This is a genomic window from Paracoccus aminophilus JCM 7686, assembly GCF_000444995.1.
Classification (GTDB): domain Bacteria; phylum Pseudomonadota; class Alphaproteobacteria; order Rhodobacterales; family Rhodobacteraceae; genus Paracoccus; species Paracoccus aminophilus.
Map to the genome: position 1 here is coordinate 577473 of NC_022041.1, position 26296 is coordinate 603768.

Here is a 26296-nt window from a genome sequence, read left to right on the forward strand (position 1 = left end):
ACGATTATTTCGTCGGATAGATGTTGATCTCGACGCGCCGGTTCTGGGCGCGGCCCGCGACGGTGTCGTTCGAAGCGACCGGCTGAGCCGCACCGCGACCAACGGTGGCAAGGCGCCCTTGCGCAACGCCAGCGGCGGTGAGGATGCCCGCGACCGAACGCGCACGACGCTCGGACAGGTCCTGGTTATAGGCCTGCGAGCCGGTCGAATCGGTGTGACCGATGACCTGGATCGTCGAGTTCGGATATTGCGTCAGGTTGCGACCGATCGTGTAGAGATCGTTCTGGCCCGCAGCGCCGACCGCGGCCGAATCCGTCGCGAAGAGCGCCGATTCCGGCATGATCACCGACAGGTAGTTACCGCGGTTCACGATCTGGATGTTCGGGTTGGTGATCTGCTGCTTCAGCGCCTTTTCCTGCTGGTCGAGCATCGAGCCGCCGATTGCGCCAATGGCGGTGCCAAGCAGCGCGCCCTTGACGGCGGTCTCTTTGTTCTTGCCCGCGCCGATCAGGCCACCGACCACGGCACCGGCAATGGCGCCCTGTTCGGTCTTGTTGATCTGGCGAGGCTGACCATTGATGTCGGCGCAGGCACCGAGGGCGAACACACCCGTGGTGGCGGCAAGCAGCGCAATGCGGGTCTTCATTCGTTAACCTTTCCTTGGAGGCAGCGCACTGCCCTTGCTGAGATCTCGGGCGCGGTGGAGAGCTGTCATAAGCCGGACCACACGCGCGTGAGGTAAAAACACCGCAAGCCTGTCATAGGTTCCCGCTAAGTGCCAGAGTGCAAAGCAAGTTGGCCGCGCGGCTCAGCGCCCTGTGATCGCCAGAGGCGCCAAAACGGCGCCTTCCCGCGCAAGCAAGATCCGCTTGATCGATTCGCCCCAGTGGTAATTGCCAATCTTGCCGCCACGGAGGGTCACACGGTGGCAGGGCACCGCCCAGGACACCGGGTTCTGCCCGACGGCGGTGCCAACCGCGCGCACCGCGCCGGGTTGACCGATCATATCGGCAATATCGCCATAGCTCGCGAGCTCGCCGAAATGGATGTCCAGAAGCGCGCGCCAGACCTTCATCTGGAACTCGGTCCCGACCAGACGGACCCGGATCTCGCCGCCGCCAGAGATCAGCGCGGTGATAGCGGCTTGCAGCGCCTCGGGAGCCTCGACATAGCGGGCGCGGGGCCAACGGGCGCGCAGATCGGCGCGGACCTCGTCCTCGGACATCTCGCCGATCATGCCAAGCGCCCAGAGCGTGCCCTCGCCGCCGATCGCGATGACCGGGCCGATTGGCGTCTCGAAACGGCCGATGCACAAAAGCGCGCCACGATCATCATCGGGCACCGTCACGACCACGACTTGCAGGCCGGGCTCGGGGAGAGGCAGCGAAAAGAGCGTTCTCGTCATGGCATCCTCACGTTTCGTTAAGCCAATTCCCACCGAGGCGCGGTGGTTCCCTGTCGGGTGCTTGCGTCCTGGGGCGCGGCAAGGCATCAGATGAACATGACAAAAGCCAGTGCATCCCGTCTACCCCCGGCTCTGCCCTATGCCACACAGGTCGCCTTCTTTTCGCGCCTGCGTGAGAGCAATCCGCATCCGGTGACCGAGCTTCATTACTCCAATGCCTTCACGCTTCTGGTGGCGGTCGCTTTGTCGGCGCAGGCGACCGATGTCGGCGTGAACAAGGCGACAAAGGCGTTGTTTGAGCAGGTGACGGCGCCGCAGCAGATGCTGGATCTGGGGCTTGAGGGGCTGACCGAACATATCAAGACCATCGGCCTTTTCCGGCAGAAGGCCAAGAATGTCATGGCGCTGTCGAAGATCCTCGTTGAGGAATACGGCGGCGAGGTGCCGACCTCGCGCGCGGCCTTGATGCTGTTGCCCGGTGTCGGGCGCAAGACCGCCAATGTCGTGCTGAACTCGCTGTTCCATATCCCCGCGCAGGCGGTCGATACCCATATCTTCCGGCTCGGCAACCGCACCCAGATCGCGCCGGGCCGCGATGTCGATCAGGTCGAGCGCGCGATTGAGGACAATGTTCCCGCTGAATTTCAACAGGATGCCCATCACTGGCTGATCCTGCATGGCCGCTATATCTGTCAGGCAAAACGCCCACGCTGCGCGGTTTGCATCGTGGCCGATCTCTGTCCCTATGAGGAGAAGACCATATGACCACCCCCTATGTGATTGGCATCGGCAATGCCGTCATGGATGTGATCGCCGCGACTGAAGACGAGTCGCTGGCACGTCTGGGCATCGAAAAGGGGATCATGCAGCTGATCGACCGCGACCGTTCGGAGCTTCTGACTGCGGCTCAGGCTGAGGGCGGGACCCATCCGCGTCTGGCGCCGGGCGGCTCGGTCGCGAATACGCTCGCCGGGATCGGGATGTTGGGGCTGAAGACCGCCTTCATCGGGCGCGTCGCCGCCGATGCGCTTGGCCTGTCCTATGCCGAACAGACCGAGGCGCAGGGCACGGTTTTCGTCAATCCTCCGGTGGGCGGCGAGGTCGATCCGACCTCGCGTTCGATCATCTTCGTGACGCCGGATGGCGAGCGCTCGATGAACACCTATCTGGGCATCTCGGCAGAGCTGGACGAGGAAGACGTGAACCCGGCGGTCTTTTCCGGTGCGGGCTGGCTGTTTCTGGAAGGTTATCTCTTCGATAAGCCCAAGGGCAAATCGGCCTTCCTCAAGGCGGCTCAGGCCTGTCACGCGGCGGGCGGGCAGGCGGGGATCGCGCTGTCGGATCCGTTCTGCGTCGATCGCCACCGCGCGGATTTCCGCAAACTCGTCGCCGGGCCGATGGATTATGTGATCGGCAATACCCATGAATGGACCTCGCTTTACCAGACCGAGGATCTCGAAAGCGCGCTGGCTCAGGCGCGCGCCGATTGCGGTCTGGTGATCTGCACCCGCTCGGGCGAGGATGCGATCCTGATCCGCGGTGAGGAGCGCGTTTTAGCCCCGGTCCACAAGATCGTCCCGGTCGATGCAACCGGCGCTGGCGATCAATTCGCCGCCGGGCTGATCTATGGTCTGGCGACCGGCGCTTCGCTGGCGGCGGCGGGGCGCATGGCCTGCATCGCGGCCTCTGAGGTCATCAGCCATGTCGGCCCGCGTCCCGAACGCGATCTGCGCGAGGATTTCCGCGCCGAAGGGCTGATCTGAGCGGCGCTGAGCTGCTGCGCCAAAAGAAACGGGGGGCTTTGCGCCCCCCGAACCCCCTGCAAGGTATTTAAGTCAGAACGAAGCGGGCCGGATCAGGCGGCTGCTTTCTGAGCGCCGAAGCGGCCATAGAAGCTTTCGCCTTTTGCCGCCATCTCGCGCAGGAGGCGCGGCGGGGTGAAGCGGTTGCCGTATTTCGCCGCGAGATCATCGGCGATGGCCGTCGCGCGTTCCGCGCCCAGCATGTCGAGCCAGCTGAAGGGGCCACCGCTCCAGGGCGCAAAGCCCCAGCCGAGGATCGCGCCGACATCGCCCTCGCGGATGTCTTCGAGGACGCCTTCTTCGAGTGCGCGGACGGCTTCGAGTGACTGGATGAACATCAGCCGGTTCTGGATGTCGGTGAAGCTTGGCTGGTCCTTGGAGACCGGCCATTCGGTGGCGAGGCCCGCCCAGAAGTCGATGCGTTTGCCCTTGTCGTCATAGTCGTAGAAGCCAGCCTTGGCCTTGCGGCCGAGACGGCCCTGATCGGCCATGCGGAAGACGACCTCATCGACCTCGCCGTCGGGATAGGCATCGCCCATCGCCGCGCGCGTGGCCTTGGCGATTTTCACGCCGAGATCGATCGAGGTTTCATCGACGAGTTGCAGCGGCCCGAGCGGCATCCCCATCATCTTGGCGGCGTTTTCGATCAGCACCGGATCGACGCCTTCGGCCACCATGCGCATCCCTTCGTTGAGATAGGGGATGATGCAGCGATTGGCATAGAAGAAGCGCGCGTCATTGACGACGATCGGTGTCTTCTTGATCTGACGCACGAAATCCAGTGCTTTCGCGACCGCGCGGGGGCCGGTTTCTTTGCCCTTGATGATTTCGACCAGCAGCATCTTGTCGACGGGCGAGAAGAAGTGGATGCCGATGAATTGCTCAGGGCGGGCGCTGGCTTTCGCGAGGTTCGAGATCGGCAGGGTCGAGGTATTGGTCGCGAAGATCGCCTCCTGGGGCAGGACGGCTTCAGCTTTCGCGGTGACCTCGGCCTTGATGGCGGGGTCTTCGAAGACGGCCTCGACCAGCAGATCGCAATCTTTCAGCGCGGCATAATCGGTGGTTGCGGTGATGCGCGCGAGAACCTCGGCCTTCTTCTCTTCGGTCGATTTGCGGCGCGAGATCGCCTTGTCGAGAAGATCGGCAGAATGGGACTTCCCGCGATCGGCGGCCTCTTGCTGGGCGTCGATCAGCACGACCTCGATCCCGGCCATGGCCGAGACATAGGCAATGCCCGCGCCCATCATGCCCGCGCCGAGGATGCCGACTTTCTTAACGGTCTGATCCGGCTCTGCCGGGCGGTTTGCGCCTTTTTCGAGCGCCTCTTTGTTGATGAAAAGCGAGCGGATCATCGCGGTCGAGGAGGGGTTCAGGAGCACATTGGTGAACCAACGCGCCTCGATCTTGAGCGCGGTGTCGAAGGGCACGAGCGCGCCCTCATAGACTGCCGACAAGAGCGCCTTGGCCGCCGGATAGACGCCGAGCGTCTTGCCATGCACCATGGCCGAGGCACCGACAAAGGTCATGAAACCCGCCGGATTATAGGGCGCGCCGCCGGGCATCTTGTAGCCCTTGGCGTCCCAGGGCTTGACCAGATCGGCCTCACCCGCCTGCAAGACCCAAGCGCGCGCGGCCTCGACCGGATCGGCCACGACCTCATCGACGATGCCATTGGCCTTGGCGCCTTTCGGGTCCGACAGCTTGCCTTCGAGCAGCAGGGGCGCCGCGGCCATCACGCCCAGCTTGCGCACGAGACGCGTGGTGCCGCCGCCGCCGGGGAAAATGCCGACCATGATCTCGGGCAGGCCGATCTTGGCCTTGGGATTGTCGGCAGCAAAGACGCGATGCGTGGCCAGCGGCAGCTCGACCCCGATCCCCAAAGCCGTGCCGGGCAGGGCCGCCGCAATCGGCTTGCCGCCCTTCTTGGTCTTGGGGTCCATACCCGCAAGCTCGATCTTGCGCAGCAGGTGATGGAGGCTCATCACGCCGTCAAAGACGCCCTGCGCCCCGCCCGTGTCCTTCAGACCCGCGATGACGTTCAGATCCATCCCGCCGGCGAAATCCTTCTTGCCCGAGGTGATGACGATGCCCTTCACGGCCTGATCGGCCAGAGCATCGTCGATCAGCGCATTGAGATCGGCGGCCCCGGTCATCGAGAGCACGTTCATGGATTTCGAGGGCACATCCCAGGTGATGATCGCGACGCCATCGGCGTCTTTCTTCATGGTGAAATCGGTCATGGTCTTTGCTCCCCTCAGACGCGCTCGATGATGGTGGCGGCGCCCATGCCTGACGCCACGCAGAGCGTCGCAAGGCCGATGGTCTTGTCCTGCCGCTCGAGCTCGTCAAGCAGCGTGCCGATGATGATCGCGCCGGTCGCGCCAAGCGGATGGCCAAGCGCCATCGCGCCGCCATTGGCGTTGACCACGGCGGGATCGACCTCGAAGGCCTGCAGGAAGCGCAGGACGACGGCGGCGAAGGCCTCATTCACCTCGAAAAGGTCGATGTCCTTGATCGAGAGACCCGACTCGCGCAGGATCTTTTCGGTGACCGGAACCGGGCCGGTCAGCATGATCGTCGGATCGGTGCCGATCTTGGCGGTGGCGCGAATGCGGGCGCGCGGCTTCAGCCCGTGCTTTTCGCCGAATTCCTTATTGCCGATCAGCACAGCCGCCGCGCCATCGACGATCCCCGAGGAGTTCCCGGCATGGTGAATGTGGTTGATCGCCTTGAGATGGGGATATTTCAGCATCGCCACCTTGTCGAAACCGGGCATGACCTCGCCCAGATCCTTGAAACTCGCCTTGAGCGCGCCAAGCGATTCAAGCGTCGTGCCCGGGCGCGGATATTCGTCGTGATCGAGGATCACGAGCCCGTTCTGGTCAATCACCGGGACGATGGATTTGGCAAAACGCCCCTCGCTGATCGCCAAAGCGGCGCGGCGCTGGCTTTCGACGGCCAGAGCATCGGCCTCTTCGCGGGTAAAGCCGTATTCAGTCGCGATAATATCGGCCGAAATACCCTGCGGCACGAAATAGGTCTTGAAGGTGAGGCTCGGGTCCACGGCAATCGCCGCGCCATCGCTGCCCATGGCGACGCGCCCCATCATCTCGACGCCACCGGCGATATAGCCAGCGCCCGCACCGCCCTTGATCTGGTTGGCGGCAAGGTTCACCGCCTCCATCCCGCTGGCGCAGAAGCGGTTGATCGAGAGGCCGGGAATGGATTCGTCCAGATCCGAGGCCAGCACCGCCGAGCGCGCCAGACAGCCGCCTTGCTCCATGACCTGCGTGGCATTGCCCCAGATCACATCCTCGACCGCATGGCCTTCGAGCCCGTTGCGGGCCTTGACCGCGTTCAAAAGCCGCGCCGACAGAGCGACCGAGGAGACTTCATGCAGGCTGCCATCCGGGCGGCCCTTGCCGCGCGGCGTACGCGCGGCGTCATAGATATAAGCTTCGGTCATTTTTCCTCCTTCGGCGCCCGGTCCGACGGATTGCCGGGCATCAGATCATAGGGGTGCTTCCAGCCGGGCAGGGCAGAGATCCGGTCGAGCCAGGCATCAATGCCCGGCCAGTCCGCCCGTGTGAAGCCGAAAGGCTCTGGGTAATATAGGTATCCGCAACAGGTGAAGTCAGCGATGCTGGGCGCATTTGCTGCAATCCAGTCGCGGCCGGTCAAATGTCGGTCAAGGACCCGATAGGCGTCTTTGAGGCGGGAGAGATTGAAGGCGATGACCTCGGCCGGACGCTTTTCGGGGCGCAGGAAGTTCATCAGAAAGCGCGTCGTGCCGATCATGCCCGAAAGCTTGTGATTGTCCCAAAACATCCAGCGCAGGACCTCGTTGCGATCATCGGGCAGGAAACGACCGGTCTTCTCGGCGATATGCAGCTGGATCACCGAAGATTGCGTGAGCGTCAGATCGCCCTCGCGAAAAACCGGCGCTTCCGCCATCTCATTGAGATTGCGATAAGCCTCGCCCCGCGCCTCGCCGCCGAAGAAATCGACAAAGACCGGCCGCCAGTCATAGCCCGCAAGCTCCAGCGTCAGCGCCGCCTTGTAGGAATGCCCTGATTCGCCAAAACAGAAGAGTTGTGCGGTCACGATCTGTCCTTTCCCGATCTCATCTTGCGTCCTTCTGACAGAAGATGGGTATTTTTATGATGAAGAAAGCGCGGCGTAAGGAAATCTTAAATCCTCTGTGCGAGCCTCGATCTTGCGGTACAGGCTGGGGAGCCGATGACCGCTGATGGAGAAAGCTCCGGTTCGGTGCCGGGTCCACGGATCACGCCCCGGACCGGAGCAGCTTTCTTTATCACGAAAATACCCCCGCCGGAGGCGGCTCGGCCTGTCCGCCCGGACCGAGGGTGCCCGAAGGCCTGCCTCAGCGCGGGCGGGGAGGGCGGATCAGAATTGATCCGCTGCAAGAGACATGACGGGCTCTGCGCCGGATTCGATCCGGGCAAGATGCGTGCGCGTGATCGGCAGCTGTCGCTTCATATAATAGCGCCCGGTTGCGAGTTTCGTCTCGTAGAAATCGCGTTCCGAACTTCCTGCATCCAGCGCTTTCTGAGCGGCCACGGCCATCCGGCTCCACATCAGGCCGAAGGCGACATGGCCGAAGAGATGGAGGAAATCGTTCGAGCCGGAAAGCGCGGCATTGGGATCCTTCATCGCATTTTGCAGGAAATAGGCGGCCGCCGCTTGCAGGTCTTTCGAGGCGGATTTCAACGGATCGAGGAAATCGGCCTTGAGCGCGGCATTGCTTTCGTTGTCCTTGATCACGCCTTTGACCAGCTCGAAGAAGGCCATGATATGTTTGCCGCCGTCCGAGCCGAGCTTGCGGCCGACGAGATCGAGCGCCTGCACGCCATTGGCGCCTTCATAGATCATGGTGATACGGGCATCGCGGACGAACTGGGACATGCCCTGCTCCTCGATGAAGCCATGGCCGCCAAAGACCTGTTGCGCGAGGACCGTCGAATCAAAGCCTTTGTCGGTCAGGAAGCCTTTGATGACCGGGGTCAGCAGCGAGATCATGCCCTCGGCATCGGCGTCGCCCGTGAGATGGCTTTGATCATAAAGATGCGCGCCCCAGATCGCCAAGGCGCGCGCGCCCTCGACGAAGCTTTTCTGGTCGAGCAGGTTGCGGCGGATATCGGGGTGGACAATCAGCGGATCGGCCGGAAGCTGCGGATCGGCCGGGGTGGGCACGGCGCGGCCCTGCAGGCGATCACGCGCATAGATCGCCGCGTTCTGATAGGCGGCCGAGGCAATCGCATAGCCCTGAGCGCCGACGCCGATCCGCGCCTCGTTCATCATGGTGAACATGGCGCGCATGCCCTTATGCAGTTCGCCGATCAGCCAGCCTTTCGCGCCGTCATAGTTCATCACGCAAGTGGCATTGCCGTGGATGCCCATTTTCTCTTCGAGATTGCCGACCGAGACCGCATTGGCCGCGCCGAGGCGGCCCTCTTCGTCGACGAGGATCTTCGGCACGATGAAGAGGCTGATGCCGCGCGTGCCTTCGCCGCCGCCCGGCGCTTTGGCCAGCACGAGATGGATGATGTTTTCGGCCAGATCATGATCGCCCGCCGAGATGAAGATCTTCTGGCCGGTGATCAGATAGCTGCCATCCTCCTGCGGCTCGGCCTTGGTGCGCAAGAGCCCGAGATCGGTGCCGCAATGGGGCTCGGTCAGGTTCATCGTGCCGGTCCATTCGCAGCTCGCGAGCCGCGGCAGGAAGAGCCGTTTTTGCGCCTCCGAACCATGGGTCTTGATCGCCGAATAAGCGCCATGGGTCAGGCCCGAATACATGTTGAAGGCCATGTTTGCGGCCAGAAACGGCTCGCCCGCGGCCAGTGCAATCGAATAGGGCAGGCCTTGGCCGCCATCTTCGACCGCGCAGTTGAGCGCGGTCCAGCCGCCCTCTTTCATCGCCTCCCAGGCCTTGTCGAAGCCTTTGGGGGTCGTGACCTTGCCATCCTTGAGCGTGCAGCCCTCGCGATCGCCAACTGCGTTCAGGGGCGCGAGCACGTCCGAGGCAAGTTTACCCGCGGCCTCGAGCACGGCTTGGGTGAAATCGGGGTCGAGCTCGTCATGGCCGGGCAGGCCACTGCCCGACAGGTTGAGGACCTCATGCAGCACGAACTGGGTGTCGCGGGTGGGCGCTGTATAAGTTGTCATCTTTCCTCCAGTGACGTGGGCGCCGCCTGACCGGCTTTCAGCCGGGCGAGGGAGGCTTCCCCCTCGACGATCTGCTGGCGCAATTCGAGAATGGCCTGACCGAGTTCGGCCTGCTGGTTTTCCATGTCGGACAGCCGATCACGGGCGGTGGCCAAGGCGGTCTGAGTCTGGGCGAGGTTCTTGTCTTCGGGATTGTAAAGCTCAAGAATTTCGCGGATCTGATCGAGCGAGAAGCCGAACCGCTTGCCGCGTAGGATCAGTTTCAGCCGGGCACGATCGCTGCGGCTGTAAAGCCGCATCTGCCCTTTGCGCAGCGGTGAAATCAAAGCGCCGGCTTCATAGAAGCGCAGGGCGCGCGGCGTGACGCCGAAGGTTTCGCTCATTTCGCGAATGGTCATCAGGTCTTCGGACATCGCTGCTCTTTTCCCCGGCTGCGTGGTCTGAGATCAAACCTATATCAGCTTGACGTGCGCGTAAGGCAGAACGCTGCGTCACCGCTGGCGCCGGGGGCAGAGATCAGGGCTCCTCAGGAGAGGCCGTAGGTTCGGCGGCGTCGGGCGCCATGGTTTCGAGCAGCTTTTGTGTCTCGTCGCGCAGCTCGCGCAACTCGCGCATCGTCACCTCAAGCTCGGCCTTTTGCTGGGCGAGCTGGTCGTATTGGCGATTGGCGAGGTCGATCCAGACGCGATATTGCTCTTGCGTGCCTTTCTGGCCGTAGATCAGCAGCCATTGGCGGATGTCTTCCAGCGAAAAGCCAAAGCGTCGGCCGCGCAGGATCAGCTTCATCCGGGCAAGTTCGCGCGGGCCGTAGAAGCGGCTGCGTCCGGATTTCCTAGGGTTCAGCAACTCGATATATTCGTAATAGCGCAGCGTCCGGGGTGTCACGTCAAAGCGCGAGCACATCTCCTTGAAGCTGATATAACCGTCATCAACCATCAGACTTCTCTATAAAGGAATAGGGGAAAGCTAGCCGAGAGATTGTGTGAACTCAACCTTTTGCTCGTCCTTTCTGATCCGGGCTGTCTGACCCTGAATCGGCGATCTTTTCGGTCTCATCTGGCCTGCTCCTCACGGCCGTCGCTTCGGGTTTTCTCATCTGGGCGGCGGCCCTTGTTCATGTCATCGTGACCAACTAACCCTTGGTCACAGTCAGGACAGGTTCCCAGCCATGCCAGAAACCGCGCCAGAAACCGCGCGAGCCCGCCAAAGCCGGATTGCCCGGCAGTTCATCGAGGCGATCCCGCATGCGCAGGCGCTTGGGATGCATCTCGACAGCGTAGGGCCCGAGGGCGCGGTGATTTCGATGCCCTGGGATGAACGCTTTATCGGCGATCTGCGTTCCCGCGTCATTCACGGCGGGGTGATTTCGGCGCTGATGGACACCTGCTGCGGCGCCGCCGTCATGGGGCATGAAAAGTCGATCAGCGCGACGGCGACGATTGATCTGCGGATCGATTACATGCGCGCGGCGACACCCGGCCAGCGGCTGATCGCCCGGGCCAAATGCTATCACGTCACCCGCTCGGTCGCTTTCGTGCGCGCTTGGGCGATGGATGAGGATGAGAGCAATCCGGTCGCCACCGCCACCGCTGCCTTCACGGTGGAGGGCTGAACATGGCCGAGCGCACCGGATCACGCAACGAACCCTTGGGCGCGATCAAATCGCGCCGCGATGCGACCTTGAAAGCCATCGCCTCCTCGATGCCCTATGCCAATTGGCTCGGCATCTCCTTCGACCGGCGCGGAGACGAGCTGACCGCCATCCTGCCCTTTGACGAAAAGACCATCGGCAATCCGATGCTGCCCGCTTTGCACGGCGGCGCGATCGCGGCCTTTCTCGAGGTGACTGCGGTGGTGGGCCTCGCCTGGCATCAGATCTGGGACGAGATGGAGGAAGGCCGCTTCGCGCCCGATGCCGCTTTGCCGGAACTGACGCCGCGCCTGCCCAAGACCATCGACTTCACGGTTGATTATCTGCGCTCGGGCCTGCCGCGCGACGCCTATGCGCGGGCGCGGGTGGTCCGCTCGGGGCGGCGCTACGCCAGCGTGCAGGTCGAGGCCTGGCAGGACAATCGCGACCGGCTCTTCGCGCAGGCGACCGGCCACTTCCTGATGCCGACCGAGCTCTGACATGAGCGCGGGCCCCGTCGCCGGAGACCGCCTGAGCAATCGCCGCGTGCTCGCCATCGCCGGGCCAATCGTGCTCTCGAATGCCACGGTCCCGCTGCTCGGCGCGGTCAACACCGGCGTCATCGGCCAGCTTGGCCGGCCGGAGCTCTTGGGCGCGGTCGGGATCGGCGCGGTCATCCTCGCCTCGGTCTACTGGATCTTCGGCTTCTTGCGCATGGGCACCTCGGGGCTCGTCGCCCAGTCCCATGGCGCCGGAGACGAGGCCGCAGCCAGCGCCCATCTCGCCCGCGCGCTGGTGATCGGCGCTGTCGCGGGACTTGCGCTCATCCTCCTCCAGTTCCCGCTCTTCAGCGCGGCCTTCCGACTCGCCCCGGCCTCGCCCGAGGTCATCGAGGCCGCGCATCACTATCTCTCGATCCGGATCTGGGGCGCGCCTGCCACCATCTCGCTCTATGCGATCACCGGCTGGCTCATCGCGATGGAGCGGACCCGCGCCGTCCTCGCGCTGCAACTCGTGATGAACGGGCTGAATATCCTGCTCGACATCTGGTTCGTCCTCGGCCTCGGCTGGGGCGTGCCGGGCGTGGCCGCCGCGACCCTGATCGCGGAATGGAGCGGCCTTGCCCTCGGCCTCTGGTTCGCCCGCGCCGCCATCGCGCGTGCCTTGCGCCAAAGCGGGCTCTTCGCGCGGCGAGAGCTCGACCGGCTCATCGGCGTCAATCGCGACATCCTGATCCGCTCGGTGCTCCTGCAAGGCAGCTTCACCACCTTCATGTTCATGGCCGCAGGCGAGGGCGATGTGACGCTCGCCGCCAATCAGGTCCTGCTGCAATTTCTCGAAATCACCGCCTATGGTCTCGACGGCTTCGCCTTTTCCGCCGAAACGCTGGTCGGTCAGGCCGTGGGCGCGCGCCGCCCCGACCGGCTACGCAGCGCCGCCGCGCTCACCATCCGCTGGGGCGTGATCGGCGCCGTCTTGATCAGCGCGGCCTTCCTGATCTTTGGCCCGAATATCATCGATCTGCTGACCACCTCGCCCGAGGTCCGCGCAGAGGCTCGCCACTATCTCCCCTGGCTCGTGCTTGGCCCGCTCATTGGCATCACCGGCTGGATGTTTGACGGCATTTTCATTGGCGCCACCCAGACCCGAGAGATGCGCAATGCCATGCTCCTATCGGTCGCGGTCTATGCGCTCCTCGTCCTCACGCTGCCGCGCTTTCTCGGCAATCACGGGCTCTGGGCAGCGCTGACCGGGCTCAACCTGATGCGCGGGGCGACCATGGCCCTGCGCTACCCCAAAGTGATCGCCGCCGCGCGCTGAGCCCAAAGCCCGCCCGAAGATCTTTCCCGTCTTTCATGCGAAAATATCCCGGGGGAGTCCGCAGGACGGGGGCAGAGCCCCCATCCGCCGCGCCTCAGATCGCCGCGCCTCAGATCTCGGTCATGATCTGATCGCGCGCGGTCTGGCGCAGCTCCGCCATTTTCGCGCGGATTGCCGCGTCGTCGATCTGTCCCGACAGATCGGCGCTGATCTTGCGGAAGACATCTTCCTCGCCTGGTTCTGCGTAATCCGAAGTCACCACGCTCAGCGCATAAGAGCGCGCCTCATCGCCGCTTTTGCCCAGCAATCCCGCGGCCCATTCGCCGAGCAGGCGGTTGCGGCGGGCCTCGGCCTTGAAGACAAGGTCGGCATCATGGACGAATTTGGCCTCAAAAGCGTGTTCGCGATCATCAAAGGTCGTCATCCGGGTCTCCTCAGGTTTCGCCTTGGGTGTTTGACTTCGGGTCGCTGACTGCGGTTAGTTGATTGCGGGCGTTCGGCCACGGGATTTGCGCAGAGAAAGCGCGTCTCGTGCAGACCAGATATGAATATCCTGCCGCGAGCCCGCAAGCCTGTATTGCCGAGCCCACCCATTCTGGCCTATAGCGCCATTTGACACGCACTTGCTGACGGGAGACGCGCATCATGGCACCACGGCGCAAGAAAATCTACGAAGGCAAGGCAAAGATCCTTTACGAAGGCACCGAGCCGGGCACGCTCATCCAGTATTTCAAGGATGATGCGACTGCATTCAATGCGCAGAAAAAGGCCACGATCGAAGGGAAGGGCGTGCTGAACAACCGCCTTTCCGAATATTTCATGCAGGGCCTGACCAATATCGGCGTGCCGAACCACTTCATCCGCCGCATCAATATGCGCGAGCAGTTGATCCGGCAGGTCGAGATCATCCCGCTTGAGGTGATCGTGCGCAACTTTGCCGCCGGTTCGATCGCGAAACGGCTGGGCATGGAAGAGGGCACGCCGCTGCCGCGTCCGATCGTCGAATATTCCTTCAAGAATGACGAGCTCGGCGATCCCTTCGTCTCGGAAGAATATATCATCGCTTTCGGCTGGGCCTCGCAGCAGGATCTCGACGATATCGTCAGCCTCGCTTTGCGGGTGAACGATTTCCTGTCGGGCGTCTTCTTCGGCGTCGGCATCAAGCTGATCGACTTCAAGATCGAGATCGGTCGGATCTGGGATGGCGATTTCATGCGCCTGATCGTCGCCGACGAGATCAGCCCCGACAGCTGCCGGCTCTGGGACGTCAAGACCGGGCAGAAGCTCGATAAAGACGTCTTCCGTCGCGATCTGGGCAGCCTCACGGATGCCTATACCGAAGTCGCTCGCCGGTTGGGCCTGATGCCCGCCAATACCACCAGCCTCACGAAGCCCACGCTGATCAACTGAAAGGCCCGTCCATGAAAGCTCGCGTCACCATCATGCTGAAAGATGGCGTTCTCGATCCGCAAGGCGAGGCGGTTCGTCACGCGCTCGGCGGTCTCGGCTTTGCGGGCGTCAATGGCGTGCGTCAGGGCAAGGTGATCGAGCTGGATCTGGCCGCGACCGAAAAGGCCGGGGCCGAGGCCGAAGTGGCGCGCATGTGCGAAAGCCTGCTCGCCAATACGGTGATCGAGAAATATTCGGTCGAGATCCTCTGATTGCAGCGGGGTCGGGGGCGCTGCCCCCGGTCCTGCGGACCTCCCCCGGGATATTTCGGCATGAAAGACTGGGCCCGAAAGGACCGGGCCCGAAAAAACCGGGTGGGAGGCGACCTTTCTCTGACCGAGGGAGGAATTGACGCGGCTCAGAATTCTGGCAGGCTCGCGCCATGATTGATCGTCTCAATATGTTCATGGTTCTGGCGCGCGAAGAGCATTTCGGGCGCGCGGCCGAGGTTTTGGGGATTACCCAGCCGACACTGTCCTCGGCCATCCGGGCCTTGGAGGATCAGCTCGGCGTTCAGCTGGTCCGGCGCGGTTCGCGCTTTCAGGGGCTGACGCCCGAGGGCGAGCGGGTTCTGGGCTGGGCGCGCCGGATCGTTGCCGATGCCCGTGCGCTTCAGGCTGAGATGAAAGCCTCGCGCGAGGGGGTTTCGGGGCGGCTGCGCATCGGCGTCATTCCGACCGCCATGCCGCGGATTGCCGAGTTGACCGGGCCGTTTTTGCAGCGTCATCCGAATGCGGCGGTCTCGATCCTGTCGCGCTCCTCAGATGAGATCCGCGAAGAGATTGATGCGCTGGAGCTCGATGCCGGGGTGACTTATCTCGACAGCGAGCCTTTGGGGCGGGTCCAGACTCTGGCGCTTTACCGCGAGACCTATTGCCTGGTCGATCGCAGCGAGAGCGAGGGGCCGGTGAGCTGGGCCGAGGCGGCGCGGCGGCCCTTGTGCCTGCTGACGCCCGATATGCAGAACCGCCGCATTGTCATGCGCCATCTGACCGCCGCTGGGGTCGATACCGAGCCACGGGTCGAATCCACCTCGATGCTGGCCATTCTGGCGCATGTCGCGACCGGCGATTGGGCGGCGATTCTGCCGCAGGGTCTGGCGGAGGGTCTGCCCCTACCGCATGGCGTGCGGGCGCGGCCGTTGCAGGGTGAGGGCCATCTGGTTGGACTGGTCATTGCGGCGCGTGAGCCGCATCCTCCTTTGGTCGATGCTTTGCTCAAATCGCTGCGCTTGATAGAGAAAGCCAATCAATGAACGGAAGATTGCATTTGTAATGGCTATCAACGGGCCGTAATCTGATTTGAATGAGAATAGCCCGGAATGATCCAGCCATGACTCGAATGACGCCGCATGTGGCCTTCGACAAAGACGCAGAAGAGCATCTGAACAAGATCATCGCGCGCCATGTGGACCGCGAAGGTCCTTTGTTGCCGATTTTGCACGATATTCAGGCGGATTGGGGCATGATCCCCGAAGCGGCCCAGCCCATTCTGGCGCAGGCATTGAATGTCACCCGCGCCGAGATTTACGGCGTCGTGAGCTTTTATCACGACTTTCGCGACCATCCGAGCGCGCCGCATGTGCTGCGTCTCTGCCGGGCGGAATCCTGTCAGTCGATGGGCGCGGACGAGCTCGCCGACCAGATCTGCAAGGCTTTGGGGATTTCCTGGCATGAGACGACGGCGGATGGCAAACTGACGCTGGAGCCGGTCTTTTGTCTGGGGCTTTGCGCTTGCGCGCCCTCGGCCGAGCTTGATGGCAAGCTGATCGGGCGGGCCAGCAAGGGCAAGATCGAACGGTTGGTGGCGGGGGTGCGCGCATGAAGATCTATGTTCCGATTGATGCCGCCGCCCGTGCGCTTGGCTCCGATGAGGTTGCCGAGGCTTTGGCTGTTGCGCTGAAGGCGCAGGGCGTTGAGGCGCAGATCGTGCGCAATGGCACGCGCGGCATGATCTGGCTGGAGCCGCTGGTCGAGGTTGATCTGGACGGCACCCGCGTCGGTTTCGGGCCCTTCGAGGTCGAGGACGTGCCCGCTCTGGTCGCCGAGATTGCTTCGGGTCTGACCGTCGAGAGCCGCCAGCATCCGCGCGCTTTGGGTCCGGTCGAAGAGCTGGACTGGATGAAGGGTCAGCAGCGTCTGACCTTCGCCCGCGTCGGCGTCATCGATCCGGTCGATATTCACGATTACGTCGCCCATGGCGGTCTCGCCGGGCTGAAAGCCGCAATTGCGGCGGGGCCGGAAAAGATCATCGAAGAGGTGATGGCTTCGGGTCTGCGCGGTCGCGGCGGTGCGGGTTTCCCGACCGCGATCAAGTGGAAGACCGTGGGCGGCGCCGCTGGCCCGCAGAAATACATCGTCTGCAATGCGGATGAGGGCGACTCGGGCAGCTTTGCCGACCGCATGCTGATGGAGGGCGATCCGCTCTGCCTGATCGAAGGCATGGCGATTGCTGGGGTCGCGGTTGGCGCGACCATGGGTTACGTCTATATCCGCAGCGAATATCCCGATGCGATCCGCGCGATGAATGACGCGATCAAGGCCGGGCGCGAATATGGGATGCTGGGCAAGTCGATGCTCGGCTCGGACTACGCCTATGACATGGAGGTCCGCGTCGGTGCGGGCGCCTATGTCTGCGGCGAGGAAACCAGCCTGCTGAACAGCCTTGAAGGCAAGCGCGGCATCGTCCGCGCCAAGCCGCCGATCCCGGCTCTGGTCGGCTTCATGGGCCGTCCGACCGTGGTCAACAACGTGCTGTCGCTGGGTGCGGTGCCGTGGATCCTCGAGCATGGCGGTGCGGCCTATGGCGCGCTTGGCATTGGCCGCTCGAAGGGCACGATCCCGATCCAGATCGCGGGCAATGTCAAATTCGGCGGGCTTTACGAGGCCGCGTTTGGCATGAAGCTCGGTGACATCATTGATGTGATCGGCGGCGGCACGCTCTCGGGGCGTCCGGTCAAATTCGCGCAGGTCGGCGGCCCGCTTGGTGCCTATATCCCGGTCAAGAACTTCGACCTGCCCTTCGGCTATGAAGAGCTAGCGACGAAAGAGGGCCTCTTGGGCCATGCCGGGATCACGGTTTTCGACGACACCGCCGATTCGCTGAAACTCGCGCGGTTCGCGATGGAGTTCTGCGCGGTCGAGAGCTGCGGGAAATGCACGCCTTGCCGCATCGGCTCGACCCGGGGCGTCGAGACCATCGACCGCATCGCCGAGGGCGATGTCGAGGCGATCGAGATCCTGAAAGACCTGTGCAATACGATGAAATGGGGCTCGCTTTGTGCGCTGGGAGGCTTTGCGCCTTTCCCGGTCATGTCGCTTCTGACCCATTTCCCTGAAGATTTCACCAACCGGGGCCATGGCCGCAGGGAGGCAGCAGAATGAAAGACTTCATTATCCCCGCCAAGGACGATGGGCGCGACATGGGCACGCCTGCGGTCCGTTCGGATGTCATGGTCTCGCTGAAGATCGACGGCATTGCGGTGACGGTGCCCGCGGGCACCTCGGTGATGCGCGCAGCCGCGCAGGCCGGGATCACCGTGCCGAAGCTCTGCGCGACCGACAATCTCGAGGCCTTCGGCTCGTGCCGGGTCTGCGTCGTTCAGGTTGACGGGATGCGCGGCACGCCGGCCTCCTGCACCACGCCGGTCTTTGAGGGCATGAATGTCCACACCCAGACCGACGATCTCTCGGCGATCCGTCGCGGGGTGATGGAGCTTTATATTTCGGACCACCCGCTCGACTGCCTGACCTGCGGCGCCAATGGCGATTGCGAGCTGCAGGACATGGCCGGTGCGGTCGGTCTGCGCGAAGTGCGCTACGATTCGGGCAAGAACCACTTCGCCAAACGCTCGGCGGTGGGCACCAACCCGGAATGGCGTCCGAAAGACCAGTCGAACCCCTATTTCACCTTCGATCCGGCGAAATGTATCGTCTGCAACCGCTGCGTTCGCGCCTGCGAGGAAGTGCAAGGGACCTTTGCGCTGACCATCGAGGGCCGGGGCTTTGACAGCCGCGTCTCGCCGGGCCTTGGCTCGGACAGCTTCCTCAGCTCGGATTGCGTGAGCTGCGGCGCCTGCGTGCAGGCCTGCCCGACCGCCACGCTGATCGAGAACACCGTGCTCGATATCGGCACGCCCGATTATATCGTGAAAACCACCTGCGCCTATTGCGGCGTCGGCTGCTCGTTTGATGCGCATATGCGCGGCGAGGAAGTCGTCAAGATGGTGCCCTCGAAGGACGGCAAGGCCAACCACGGCCACAGCTGCGTCAAGGGCCGCTTCGCCTGGGGTTATGCGACGCACCAGGACCGTATCCTGCATCCGATGATCCGCGAAAAGATCACCGATCCCTGGCAGGAAGTGACCTGGGACGAGGCGCTCGATTTCGCCGCGAGCCGCCTGCGCGGCACGCAGGAGAAATATGGCAAGGATTCGATTGGGGTCATCACCTCGTCGCGTTGCACCAACGAAGAGACCTATCTAGTTCAGAAGCTGACCCGCGCGGTTTTCGGCAACAACAACACCGATACCTGCGCCCGCGTCTGCCACTCGCCGACCGGTTATGGTCTGGGCAAGGCCTTCGGGACCTCGGCCGGGACGCATGACTTCGACTCGATCGAAGACACCGATCTGATGCTGATCATCGGCTGCAACCCGACCGATGGCCACCCGGTCGTCGGCTCGAAACTGCGCGCCCAGCTGCGCAAAGGCGCCGGGCTGATCGTGATCGACCCGCGTGAGACCGATATCCTGAACTCGCCGCATATGGGCGACAAATGGCACCTGCCTTTGCGTCCGGGCACCAACGTCGCGGTCGTGACGGCGCTGGCCTATGTCATCGTCACCGAGAAACTCTATGACGAAGAGTTCATCCGCGAGAAATGCGACTGGGATGAGTTCCTGCAATATATGGAATTCGTTTCGGATCCGCGCCATTCGCCCGAAGAGGTCGAGAAGGTCTCGCAGGTTCCGGCCCATCTGATCTATGAAGCCGCCCGCGCCTATGCCGCGGCGCCGCGCGCCTCGATCTTCTACGGCCTCGGCGTGACCGAGCATTCGCAAGGCTCGACCACGGTCATGGCGATCGCGAACCTCTCGATGCTGACCGGCAACATCGGCAAGCCGGGCACCGGCGTGAACCCGCTGCGCGGCCAGAACAACGTGCAGGGTTCGTGCGATATGGGCTCGTTCCCGCATGAATATCCGGGCTACCGCCATGTCAGCGACAAGGCCACGCGCGAGCTTTACGAGCGCGTCTGGGGCGTGCCGCTGTCCGAAGAGCCGGGCCTGCGCATCCCGAACATGTTCGACGGCGCGCTGCATGGCACCTTCATGGGGCTTTATTGCCAGGGCGAGGACATTGTCCAATCCGACCCGGACACCAAACATGTGACCTCGGCGCTGACGGCGATGGATATCGTGATCGTGCAGGATCTCTTCCTGAACGAAACCTCGAACTACGCTCATGTGCTGCTGCCGGGTTCGTCCTTCCTCGAAAAGAACGGCACCTTCACCAATGCCGAACGCCGCATCAACCGCGTGCGCCGGGCGATGACGCCGAAGAACGGTTACGAGGATTGGGAAATCACCCAGATGCTCGCGAACCGCATGGGCGCGAATTGGGACTACAAGCATCCCTCGGAAATCATGGACGAAATCGCCATGACCACCCCGAGCTTCGCGCTGGTCAGCTATGACCTGCTCGAGCGTGAGGGTTCGGTGCAATGGCCGTGCAACGAGGCTGCGCCGACCGGCACGCCGGTGATGCATATCGACGGCTTCGTGCGCGGCAAGGGCAAGTTCATCCACACCGAATATGTCGCGACCGATGAACGCACCGGTCCGCGCTTCCCGCTGCTGCTGACGACGGGCCGGATCCTGTCGCAGTATAACGTGGGTGCGCAGACCCGGCGGACCGAGAACTCGGTCTTCCACTCCGAGGATATCCTCGAGATCCATCCGTCCGATGCCGAAATGCGCGGCGTCCGCGAGGGGGATTGGGTGCGGGTTGCCTCGCGCTCGGGCGACACCAGCCTGCGCGCGCATATCACCGAGCGCGTGGCGCCGGGCGTGGTCTATACGACCTTCCACCATCCGACGACGCAGGCCAACGTCGTGACCACCGACAACTCGGATTGGGCGACCAACTGCCCCGAGTTCAAGGTGACCGCGGTTCAGGTCAGCCCGTCGAACGGGCCGAGCGAATGGCAGGAAGAGTATCAGGCCCATTCCGACCTCTCGCGCCGGATCATTCCGACGGCCGCCGAGTAAGGCCGCATGAAGGACATGGTGCGGCAGATGCCGATGCGCTGGCGCGATGGCGGCTGGGTGACGGGGGAAGCCCCCCCGAGCCCGGAAGAGCTGCCGGTCGCCATCGTGATCGACGGTATGTCGCAAGCGGTGCTGATGGCATCGCCCCATGATCTTCAGGATTTCGCGACGGGCTTTGCCCTGACCGAAGGCATGATTGCCGATCCCGCGGATGTTACCGGCTTCGAGACGGCCGAGGTTTCGGCGGGCGGAATGCCCGGGATCGAGGCGCGGCTTTGGCTGCGCCCCGGCCTGTCGGTGCGGTTGGTCGAGCGCAAGCGCTCGATGATCGGGCCGGTCGGCTGTGGGCTCTGCGGCGTCGACAGCATCGAAGCCGCTTTGCCCGAGATCGTGCCGGTCTCCAGCGACCTGACCCTTGCCCCGACCGAGATCGGTCGCGCGATGGAGGCTTTGTCGCAAGGCCAGATCCTGCGCCGCGCCACCCCCGCCATTCACGGCGCGGGCTTCTGGGATGGCGAGAGGGCGCTGGTGCGCGAAGATGTCGGGCGGCACAATGCGCTGGACAAGCTCGCCGGAGCGATGGCGCGGCAGGGCATCGACGGGACGCAAGGCGCGATCGTCATGTCCTCGCGCCTCTCGGTCGATCTGGTCCAGAAAGCCGCGCGGATCGGTGCGCCGATCCTGATCGGGGCCAGTGCTCCGACCGAGCTGGCGTTGCTTTGGGCCGAAGCCGCGGGCATCACCCTGATTGCGCGGGCGCGCGGTCAGGATTTCGATCTTTTCACGCATCCCGAGCGGATTGCAGCAGAGCTGAGGAACTGAAGATGGCAACCGACAGGCTGATCCGGATGGCGACCCAGATGGCGGATTTCTTCCGCAGCCAGCCGGATGAACCGCCGGCTGAGGGCGTGGCTGGTCACATTAACCAATATTGGAGCTATCCGATGCGCCAATCGCTGATCGACCAGATCAAGGCGGGCGCCGAGGCTGATCCGATCGTGCGCGATTGCATCGCCTTCATTCAGCTGCCGGAAAACTACGCGAAAGCGGGCTGACCGGCCGGGGCCGGGCGGCGCGTTTTGCCTCTGCCGCCCGTCCGGGAATGCTGATATTGTCGCGCCATGGCACAAATTCCCTCCCGACAGCAGATTCTCGACTGGGTAGCAGAGCACCCGGAAGCGACCGCCAAACGTGACATTGCAAAGGCTTTTGGCATCAAAGGTGCCGAGCGGATCGAGCTCAAGCGTCTTTTGAAAGAGCTTGAAGCCGAGGGTATGCTCGAACGCCGCCGTCGCCATTACCTCGACGCCGAAAAACTGCCGCCGGTCTCGGTGATCCAGATCCTCGGGCCGGACGGGCAGGGCGATCTCTGGGCCAAGCCGATGGAATGGGAGGGCGAGGGGCTTTTGCCGAAGATCCTCTTCATCCCGCGCAAGGCCGATCCTGCCGTTGGCGAGGGCGAGCGTATTCTGGCGCGGCTGACCGAGGTCCATGCCGAAGATCACCAATATGAAGCCCGGTTGATCCGGCGCATCAGCCACAGCGCGCTGAAGATCGTCGGCATCTTCCGCAAGGGTGCCGATGGTGGCCGCATCGTGCCGATCGACAAGGGCGCCGACAAGGAATGGCGCGTGCCCGCCGGAGCCATGCAGGGCGCCGAGGATGGCGAGCTGGTCGAGGCCGAGCAATCCGCCCCGCGTGGCCGGATGGGGCTGCCGCTGGCGCGGATCGTCGAGCGTTTGGGCGATCCTTCCGCGCCGCGCTCGGTCAGCCTGATCGCGATCCACCAGCATGGCATTCCCGACGAATTCCCCGAGAAGGTGATCGACGAGGCCGAAGCCGCCGAACCCGCGACGATGAAGGGCCGCGAGGATCTGCGCGATCTGCCCTTGGTCACCATTGACCCGGTCGATGCGCGCGACCACGACGATGCCGTCGCCGCGATCACCGAAGAGGACGGCGGCGCGACGATCTGGGTCGCGATTGCCGATGTCGCCTATTACGTCCGCCCCGGCAAGCCGCTGGACCGCGAGGCGTGGAAGCGCGGCAACTCCAGCTATTTCCCCGACCGCGTCGTGCCGATGCTGCCCGATGTGCTGTCGGGCGATCTGTGCTCGCTGCATGAAGGCGTTGACCGTCCGGTTCTGGCCGTGCGGATGCGCTTGGACGGCGAGGGCAATAGGGTCTCGCATAGCTTCCATCGCGGCATGATGCGCTCGCTCGCCTCGCTGTCTTATGAGCAGGCGCAGGCGGCGGCGGATGGTCAGCCCGATGAGGTCGCAGCGCCTCTGGTCGATTACGTCATCAAGCCGCTGTGGCACGCCTATGCGCTGCTGAAAAAGGCGCGCGATCGGCGCCAACCGCTCGATCTCGATCTGCCCGAGCGGCGCATCGAGCTGACCCCCGACGGGCGCGTGAAATCGGTGAATTTCCGCGAGCGCTATGACGCGCATAAGCTCATCGAAGAGATGATGATCCTCGCCAATGTCGCGGCGGCCGAAGAGCTGATCAAGCTGCGCCGCCCGCTTCTGTTCCGCGTCCATGAAGAGCCCTCGCTCGCCAAGATCGACGCTTTGCGCGAAGTGGCCGAGGCCTCGGGCTTTACGCTCGCCAAGGGGCAGGTTTTGCAAACGCGGCACCTGAACCGCTTGCTTGAACAGGCGCAGGGCACGGATTTCGACGAGCTGATCAACATCAGCGCGCTTCGCTCGATGACGCAGGCCTATTACTCGCCCGAGGGCTTGGGCCATTTCGGTCTGGCGCTCAAGAACTACGCGCATTTCACCTCGCCGATCCGGCGCTATTCCGACCTGATCGTGCATCGTGCGCTGATTGCCGGGCACCATTGGGGCAAGGATGGCCTATCGCCCGAGGATGTCGAAAACCTCTCGACCACGGCCGAGCATATCAGCGAGACCGAGCGCCGCTCGATGGCGGCGGAGCGCGATACGACCGACCGTTATCTCGCGGCCTATCTGTCGGATCGGATCGGTTCGGAATTCGCGGGGCGGATCAGCGGCGTGCAGCGCTTCGGCGCTTTCGTCAAGCTGGACGAGACCGGCGCCGACGGGCTGCTGCCGATCCGCGAGATCGGCAATGAATATTTCATCTATGACGCCGACAGTCAGACGCTGATGGGCTCGGAAACCGGGATGGAGGTCTCTGTCGGCCAGCGCGTGACGGTGCGGCTGAAAGAGGCGGTTCCGGTCACCGGCGGCCTGATGCTCGAACTGATCGAGCTTGAGGGCAACAGCGTGACCCATGGCCCGAAGGCGCGCGGCAAACGCGGCCCGCGCAAGCTGGCGGTTCAGGCGCGGTTGAAAGAGATCAAGCGTGCCAAGAAGCGCAAACGCGCCCGGGTCTGATCGCCCCAGCTGACAGCTCAAAGGGCGGCTTTCGGGCCGCCTTTTTCATGGCTCGGCTGATCGTGCTTACGCAGATGCACTGCAAAAGGAAAAGGCGGGGACCAGCCCCGCCTTTCCTGTCTGTCACAACGGCTCGGCTCAGCCGATGGCTGCGGCCTTCACATCCTCGTCGATCTTGTCGGCATATTGCGCGAAGTTGTCGCTGAACATGCCAACCAGCTTTTTCGCCTGCGCGTCATAGGCGGCTTTGTCCGCCCAGGTCTCGCGCGGGTTCAGAAGCTGGCTGTCAACGCCCGGAACCGAGACCGGAACCTCGAAGCCGAAATTCGGGTCCTTGCGGAATTCGACCGTGTTGAGCGACCCATCAAGCGCCGCCGCCAGAAGCGCGCGGGTCGCCTTGATCGGCATTCGCGTGCCGGTGCCGAAGGCGCCGCCGGTCCAGCCGGTGTTGACGAGCCAGCAATGCGCGCCCGATTCCGCGATGCGCTTTTGCAGCAGCTTGCCATATTCCTCGGGACGACGCGGCATGAAGGGCGCGCCGAAGCATGTCGAGAAGGTCGGCGTCGGCTCGACGATGCCGACTTCCGTGCCCGGGGTCTTCGAGGTGAAGCCCGAGAGGAAGTGATACATCGCCTGTGCCGGGGTCAGACGCGCGATCGGCGGCAGGACGCCATAGGCATCGCAGGTCAGCATGATGACGTTTTTCGGCTGGCCGCCAAGGCTGTCTTCCGACGCATTCGAGACATAATCGAGCGGATAGGCCGCGCGCATGTTGTCGGTGATCGAATTGTCGGCGAAATCAAGCTCGAGCGTGTCCGGATCATAGACCATGTTTTCGATCACGGTGCCGAACATGCTGGTCGTGGCATAGATATCGGGCTCATGCACCGGCGACAGGTTGATCGTCTTGGCGTAGCAGCCGCCTTCGAAGTTGAAGACGCCGTCATTCGACCAGCCATGCTCATCATCGCCGATCAGCGTGCGCGAGGGATCCGCCGAGAGCGTGGTCTTGCCGGTCCCCGAGAGGCCGAAGAAGATCGCGACATCGTTCTTGTCGCCATGGGCGTGGTTGGCCGAGCAATGCATCGGCATGACGCCTTTTTCGGGCAGCAGATAGTTCAGAAGCGTGAAGACGCCCTTCTTGTTCTCGCCCGAATATTGGGTGTTGCCGATCAGGATCAGCTTCTTGTCGAAGTTGATCGCGATCACGGTTTCAGACCGGCAGCCATGACGCTCGGGATCGGCCTTGAAGCTCGGGCAGTTCACGATGGTGAACTGGGGCAGGAAGTTTTCCAGCTCGGCCGCTTCGGGGCGACGCAGCAGATGGCGGATGAAGAGGTTGTGCCAGGCGAGCTCGCTGACGACGCGAACATCCAGACGCAGGGCCGGATCGGCGCCGCCGAAGAGATCCTGGACGAAATAGTCGCGGCCCTTCATATGCTCGAGCATGTCGGCATAGAGGCGGTCAAAGGCCTCGGGCGCCATCGGCTTGTTGTTGTCCCACCAGATCGAATTCTCGACCGAGGGCGTGCGGACCACGAATTTGTCCTTGGGAGAGCGGCCGGTATGTGCGCCGGTGGTGACCAGAAATGCCCCGCCAAGACCCAGCTTGCCCTCGCCGCGCTCGACCGCAGCGTTGATCAGCGCAGGTTCCAGCAGGTTATAATAGACATTGCCGAGCCCCGTGATCCCCTGGTCTTCGAGACGGCAGTTCGGATTTACGCGCGGTGTGGCCATAGTCATTGCTCCTGCATGTATGAGACCGACCAAAGTCGGGCCTTGCCGGGGATATAACATGGCATTTCGATGAAGGAAGGGCGCAGTTTGGGCAGTTAGCGCAACCACAGGTGTTTAGCGCAATCATTTTCATTAAGATTTACTGAAGGTGGTCTTCAGGAATGCCGAAGCGAAAAAATCGCGGAATACCACTGTATGCAAAGGACTGATTCGCCGAGATGAACCTTCATGCCTCTGCCGTGGCCTTCGAGAAAAAGGCCGTGCTGATCCTTGGCCCCTCGGGGTCGGGCAAGTCGACTTTGGCGCTGGGGCTGATCGCTCTTGGCGGTCAGCTGGTCGCCGATGACCGCTGCCTGCTCTCACTGCGCGGGGGCGCGCTGTTTGCCGAGGCACCCGAGACGCTTTCGGGCAAGATCGAGGCGCGGGGCTTTGGCATCCTTGCCGCGACGCCCGCCGAGGCCACGGAAGTCACACTTGCCGTCGATCTTGCCGCAAATGAGACGGAGAGGTTGCCTCCCTTCCGCGAAACCGCTTTGCTCGGCGTGACCCTGCCTCTTGTGCTCGGCCCGCTGCGACCGGGGTTCGAGGCGGCGGTCCGGCAATATCTGATGGCGGGACGCCTTTTGTAAC

General features: G+C 63.2%; 25 protein-coding genes. 15 read left to right on the forward strand and 10 right to left on the reverse strand.

All coding sequences use genetic code 11. From position 1 onward, the window contains the following. Positions 1-4: 4 nt before the first annotated feature. A complete protein-coding gene (locus JCM7686_RS02905; protein ID WP_020949370.1) occupies positions 5-646 on the reverse strand; it encodes an OmpA family protein in 642 nt (213 codons plus the stop codon). A gap of 162 nt (positions 647-808) precedes the next feature. Then, positions 809-1405: a methylated-DNA--[protein]-cysteine S-methyltransferase gene (locus JCM7686_RS02910; RefSeq protein WP_020949371.1), complete on the reverse strand. Its 597-nt coding sequence runs from the start codon at positions 1403-1405 to the stop codon at positions 809-811. A 90-nt stretch (positions 1406-1495) separates the two neighbouring features. On the opposite strand from JCM7686_RS02910, the gene nth reads away from it, so the two are divergent. Together nth and JCM7686_RS02920 are read left to right on the forward strand one after the other, a co-directional pair. Further along, positions 1496-2170, forward strand: coding sequence for an endonuclease III (nth, locus tag JCM7686_RS02915; RefSeq protein ID WP_020949372.1), 675 nt, complete (start codon positions 1496-1498; stop codon positions 2168-2170). Next, the gene (locus JCM7686_RS02920) at positions 2167-3168 is read left to right on the forward strand and encodes an adenosine kinase (protein ID WP_020949373.1); all 1002 of its coding nucleotides are present in this window, start codon (positions 2167-2169) and stop codon (positions 3166-3168) included. Before nth ends, JCM7686_RS02920 begins: the two co-directional genes overlap by 4 nt. A 92-nt stretch (positions 3169-3260) precedes the next feature. Here the strand turns inward: JCM7686_RS02920 and JCM7686_RS02925 are convergent, their stop codons facing one another. The 6 genes from JCM7686_RS02925 to JCM7686_RS02950 all read right to left on the reverse strand — a co-directional run bounded on the left by JCM7686_RS02925 (position 3261) and on the right by JCM7686_RS02950 (position 10329). Beyond that, positions 3261-5447 carry a 3-hydroxyacyl-CoA dehydrogenase NAD-binding domain-containing protein gene (locus tag JCM7686_RS02925; protein ID WP_020949374.1) on the reverse strand — a complete coding sequence of 729 codons (2187 nt, stop codon included), beginning with the start codon at positions 5445-5447 and terminating at the stop codon, positions 3261-3263. Between the two features lie 14 nt (positions 5448-5461). Next, positions 5462-6673: an acetyl-CoA C-acetyltransferase gene (locus JCM7686_RS02930; protein WP_020949375.1), complete on the reverse strand. Its 1212-nt coding sequence runs from the start codon at positions 6671-6673 to the stop codon at positions 5462-5464. Continuing rightward, positions 6670-7311, reverse strand: a complete 642-nt coding sequence (locus JCM7686_RS02935; protein WP_020949376.1) for a glutathione S-transferase family protein — start codon at positions 7309-7311, stop codon at positions 6670-6672. Before JCM7686_RS02935 ends, JCM7686_RS02930 begins: the two co-directional genes overlap by 4 nt. Positions 7312-7614: 303 nt before the next feature. After that, entirely contained in the window at positions 7615-9393 is a 1779-nt protein-coding gene (locus JCM7686_RS02940) for an acyl-CoA dehydrogenase C-terminal domain-containing protein (protein WP_020949377.1), read from the reverse strand. Then, entirely contained in the window at positions 9390-9806 is a 417-nt protein-coding gene (locus JCM7686_RS02945; RefSeq protein ID WP_020949378.1) for a MerR family transcriptional regulator, read from the reverse strand. Before JCM7686_RS02945 ends, JCM7686_RS02940 begins: the two co-directional genes overlap by 4 nt. Before the next feature lie 103 nt (positions 9807-9909). Beyond that, positions 9910-10329 carry a MerR family transcriptional regulator gene (locus JCM7686_RS02950; protein ID WP_020949379.1) on the reverse strand — a complete coding sequence of 140 codons (420 nt, stop codon included), beginning with the start codon at positions 10327-10329 and terminating at the stop codon, positions 9910-9912. Between the two features lie 232 nt (positions 10330-10561). Between JCM7686_RS02950 and JCM7686_RS02955 the strand changes: the two genes are divergently transcribed. From JCM7686_RS02955 to JCM7686_RS02965, 3 genes are read left to right on the forward strand one after another with little or no spacing between them, the layout of a single operon-like run. After that, the gene (locus JCM7686_RS02955; RefSeq protein WP_020949380.1) at positions 10562-11005 is read left to right on the forward strand and encodes a PaaI family thioesterase; all 444 of its coding nucleotides are present in this window, start codon (positions 10562-10564) and stop codon (positions 11003-11005) included. Between the two features lie 2 nt (positions 11006-11007). Beyond that, positions 11008-11523, forward strand: a complete 516-nt coding sequence (locus JCM7686_RS02960; protein ID WP_020949381.1) for a PaaI family thioesterase — start codon at positions 11008-11010, stop codon at positions 11521-11523. A gap of 1 nt (position 11524) precedes the next feature. After that, positions 11525-12844, forward strand: coding sequence for an MATE family efflux transporter (locus JCM7686_RS02965; protein WP_020949382.1), 1320 nt, complete (start codon positions 11525-11527; stop codon positions 12842-12844). A 109-nt stretch (positions 12845-12953) separates the two neighbouring features. Here the strand turns inward: JCM7686_RS02965 and JCM7686_RS02970 are convergent, their stop codons facing one another. Beyond that, positions 12954-13268 carry a DUF1476 domain-containing protein gene (locus tag JCM7686_RS02970; RefSeq protein ID WP_020949383.1) on the reverse strand — a complete coding sequence of 105 codons (315 nt, stop codon included), beginning with the start codon at positions 13266-13268 and terminating at the stop codon, positions 12954-12956. 221 nt (positions 13269-13489) lie between these two features. On the opposite strand from JCM7686_RS02970, the gene purC reads away from it, so the two are divergent. From purC to rnr, 9 genes are all read left to right on the forward strand, one after another. Further along, positions 13490-14254, forward strand: coding sequence for a phosphoribosylaminoimidazolesuccinocarboxamide synthase (gene purC, locus JCM7686_RS02975; protein WP_020949384.1), 765 nt, complete (start codon positions 13490-13492; stop codon positions 14252-14254). A gap of 11 nt (positions 14255-14265) precedes the next feature. Next, entirely contained in the window at positions 14266-14505 is a 240-nt protein-coding gene (gene purS, locus JCM7686_RS02980) for a phosphoribosylformylglycinamidine synthase subunit PurS (protein ID WP_020949385.1), read from the forward strand. 170 nt (positions 14506-14675) lie between these two features. Beyond that, on the forward strand, positions 14676-15548 hold the full coding sequence (locus JCM7686_RS02985) for a LysR family transcriptional regulator (protein WP_020949386.1): 873 nt from the start codon (positions 14676-14678) through the stop codon (positions 15546-15548). A 77-nt stretch (positions 15549-15625) separates the two neighbouring features. Next, the gene (locus JCM7686_RS02990; protein WP_236635866.1) at positions 15626-16117 is read left to right on the forward strand and encodes a formate dehydrogenase subunit gamma; all 492 of its coding nucleotides are present in this window, start codon (positions 15626-15628) and stop codon (positions 16115-16117) included. Continuing rightward, positions 16114-17676 (forward strand): formate dehydrogenase beta subunit, encoded by a 1563-nt coding sequence (locus tag JCM7686_RS02995; RefSeq protein ID WP_020949388.1) that lies wholly within the window; start codon positions 16114-16116, stop codon positions 17674-17676. The genes JCM7686_RS02990 and JCM7686_RS02995 overlap by 4 nt, the downstream gene beginning before the upstream one ends. Beyond that, positions 17673-20564 carry a formate dehydrogenase subunit alpha gene (gene fdhF / locus JCM7686_RS03000; RefSeq protein WP_020949389.1) on the forward strand — a complete coding sequence of 964 codons (2892 nt, stop codon included), beginning with the start codon at positions 17673-17675 and terminating at the stop codon, positions 20562-20564. The genes JCM7686_RS02995 and fdhF overlap by 4 nt, the downstream gene beginning before the upstream one ends. A gap of 6 nt (positions 20565-20570) precedes the next feature. Further along, the gene (gene fdhD / locus JCM7686_RS03005; RefSeq protein WP_041527087.1) at positions 20571-21386 is read left to right on the forward strand and encodes a formate dehydrogenase accessory sulfurtransferase FdhD; all 816 of its coding nucleotides are present in this window, start codon (positions 20571-20573) and stop codon (positions 21384-21386) included. Between the two features lie 2 nt (positions 21387-21388). Further along, positions 21389-21619 (forward strand): formate dehydrogenase subunit delta, encoded by a 231-nt coding sequence (locus JCM7686_RS03010; protein ID WP_020949391.1) that lies wholly within the window; start codon positions 21389-21391, stop codon positions 21617-21619. A 66-nt stretch (positions 21620-21685) separates the two neighbouring features. Continuing rightward, a complete protein-coding gene (gene rnr, locus JCM7686_RS03015; RefSeq protein WP_020949392.1) occupies positions 21686-23929 on the forward strand; it encodes a ribonuclease R in 2244 nt (747 codons plus the stop codon). Positions 23930-24067: 138 nt separating this feature from the next. On the opposite strand, the gene JCM7686_RS03020 is transcribed toward rnr, so the two are convergent. Continuing rightward, positions 24068-25666: a phosphoenolpyruvate carboxykinase gene (locus JCM7686_RS03020; protein WP_020949393.1), complete on the reverse strand. Its 1599-nt coding sequence runs from the start codon at positions 25664-25666 to the stop codon at positions 24068-24070. Positions 25667-25884: 218 nt separating this feature from the next. Here JCM7686_RS03020 and JCM7686_RS03025 point away from each other — a divergent pair, with 218 nt between their 5' ends. Then, entirely contained in the window at positions 25885-26295 is a 411-nt protein-coding gene (locus JCM7686_RS03025) for an HPr kinase/phosphorylase (RefSeq protein ID WP_020949394.1), read from the forward strand. The last annotated feature ends 1 nt before the right edge of the window (position 26296 follow it).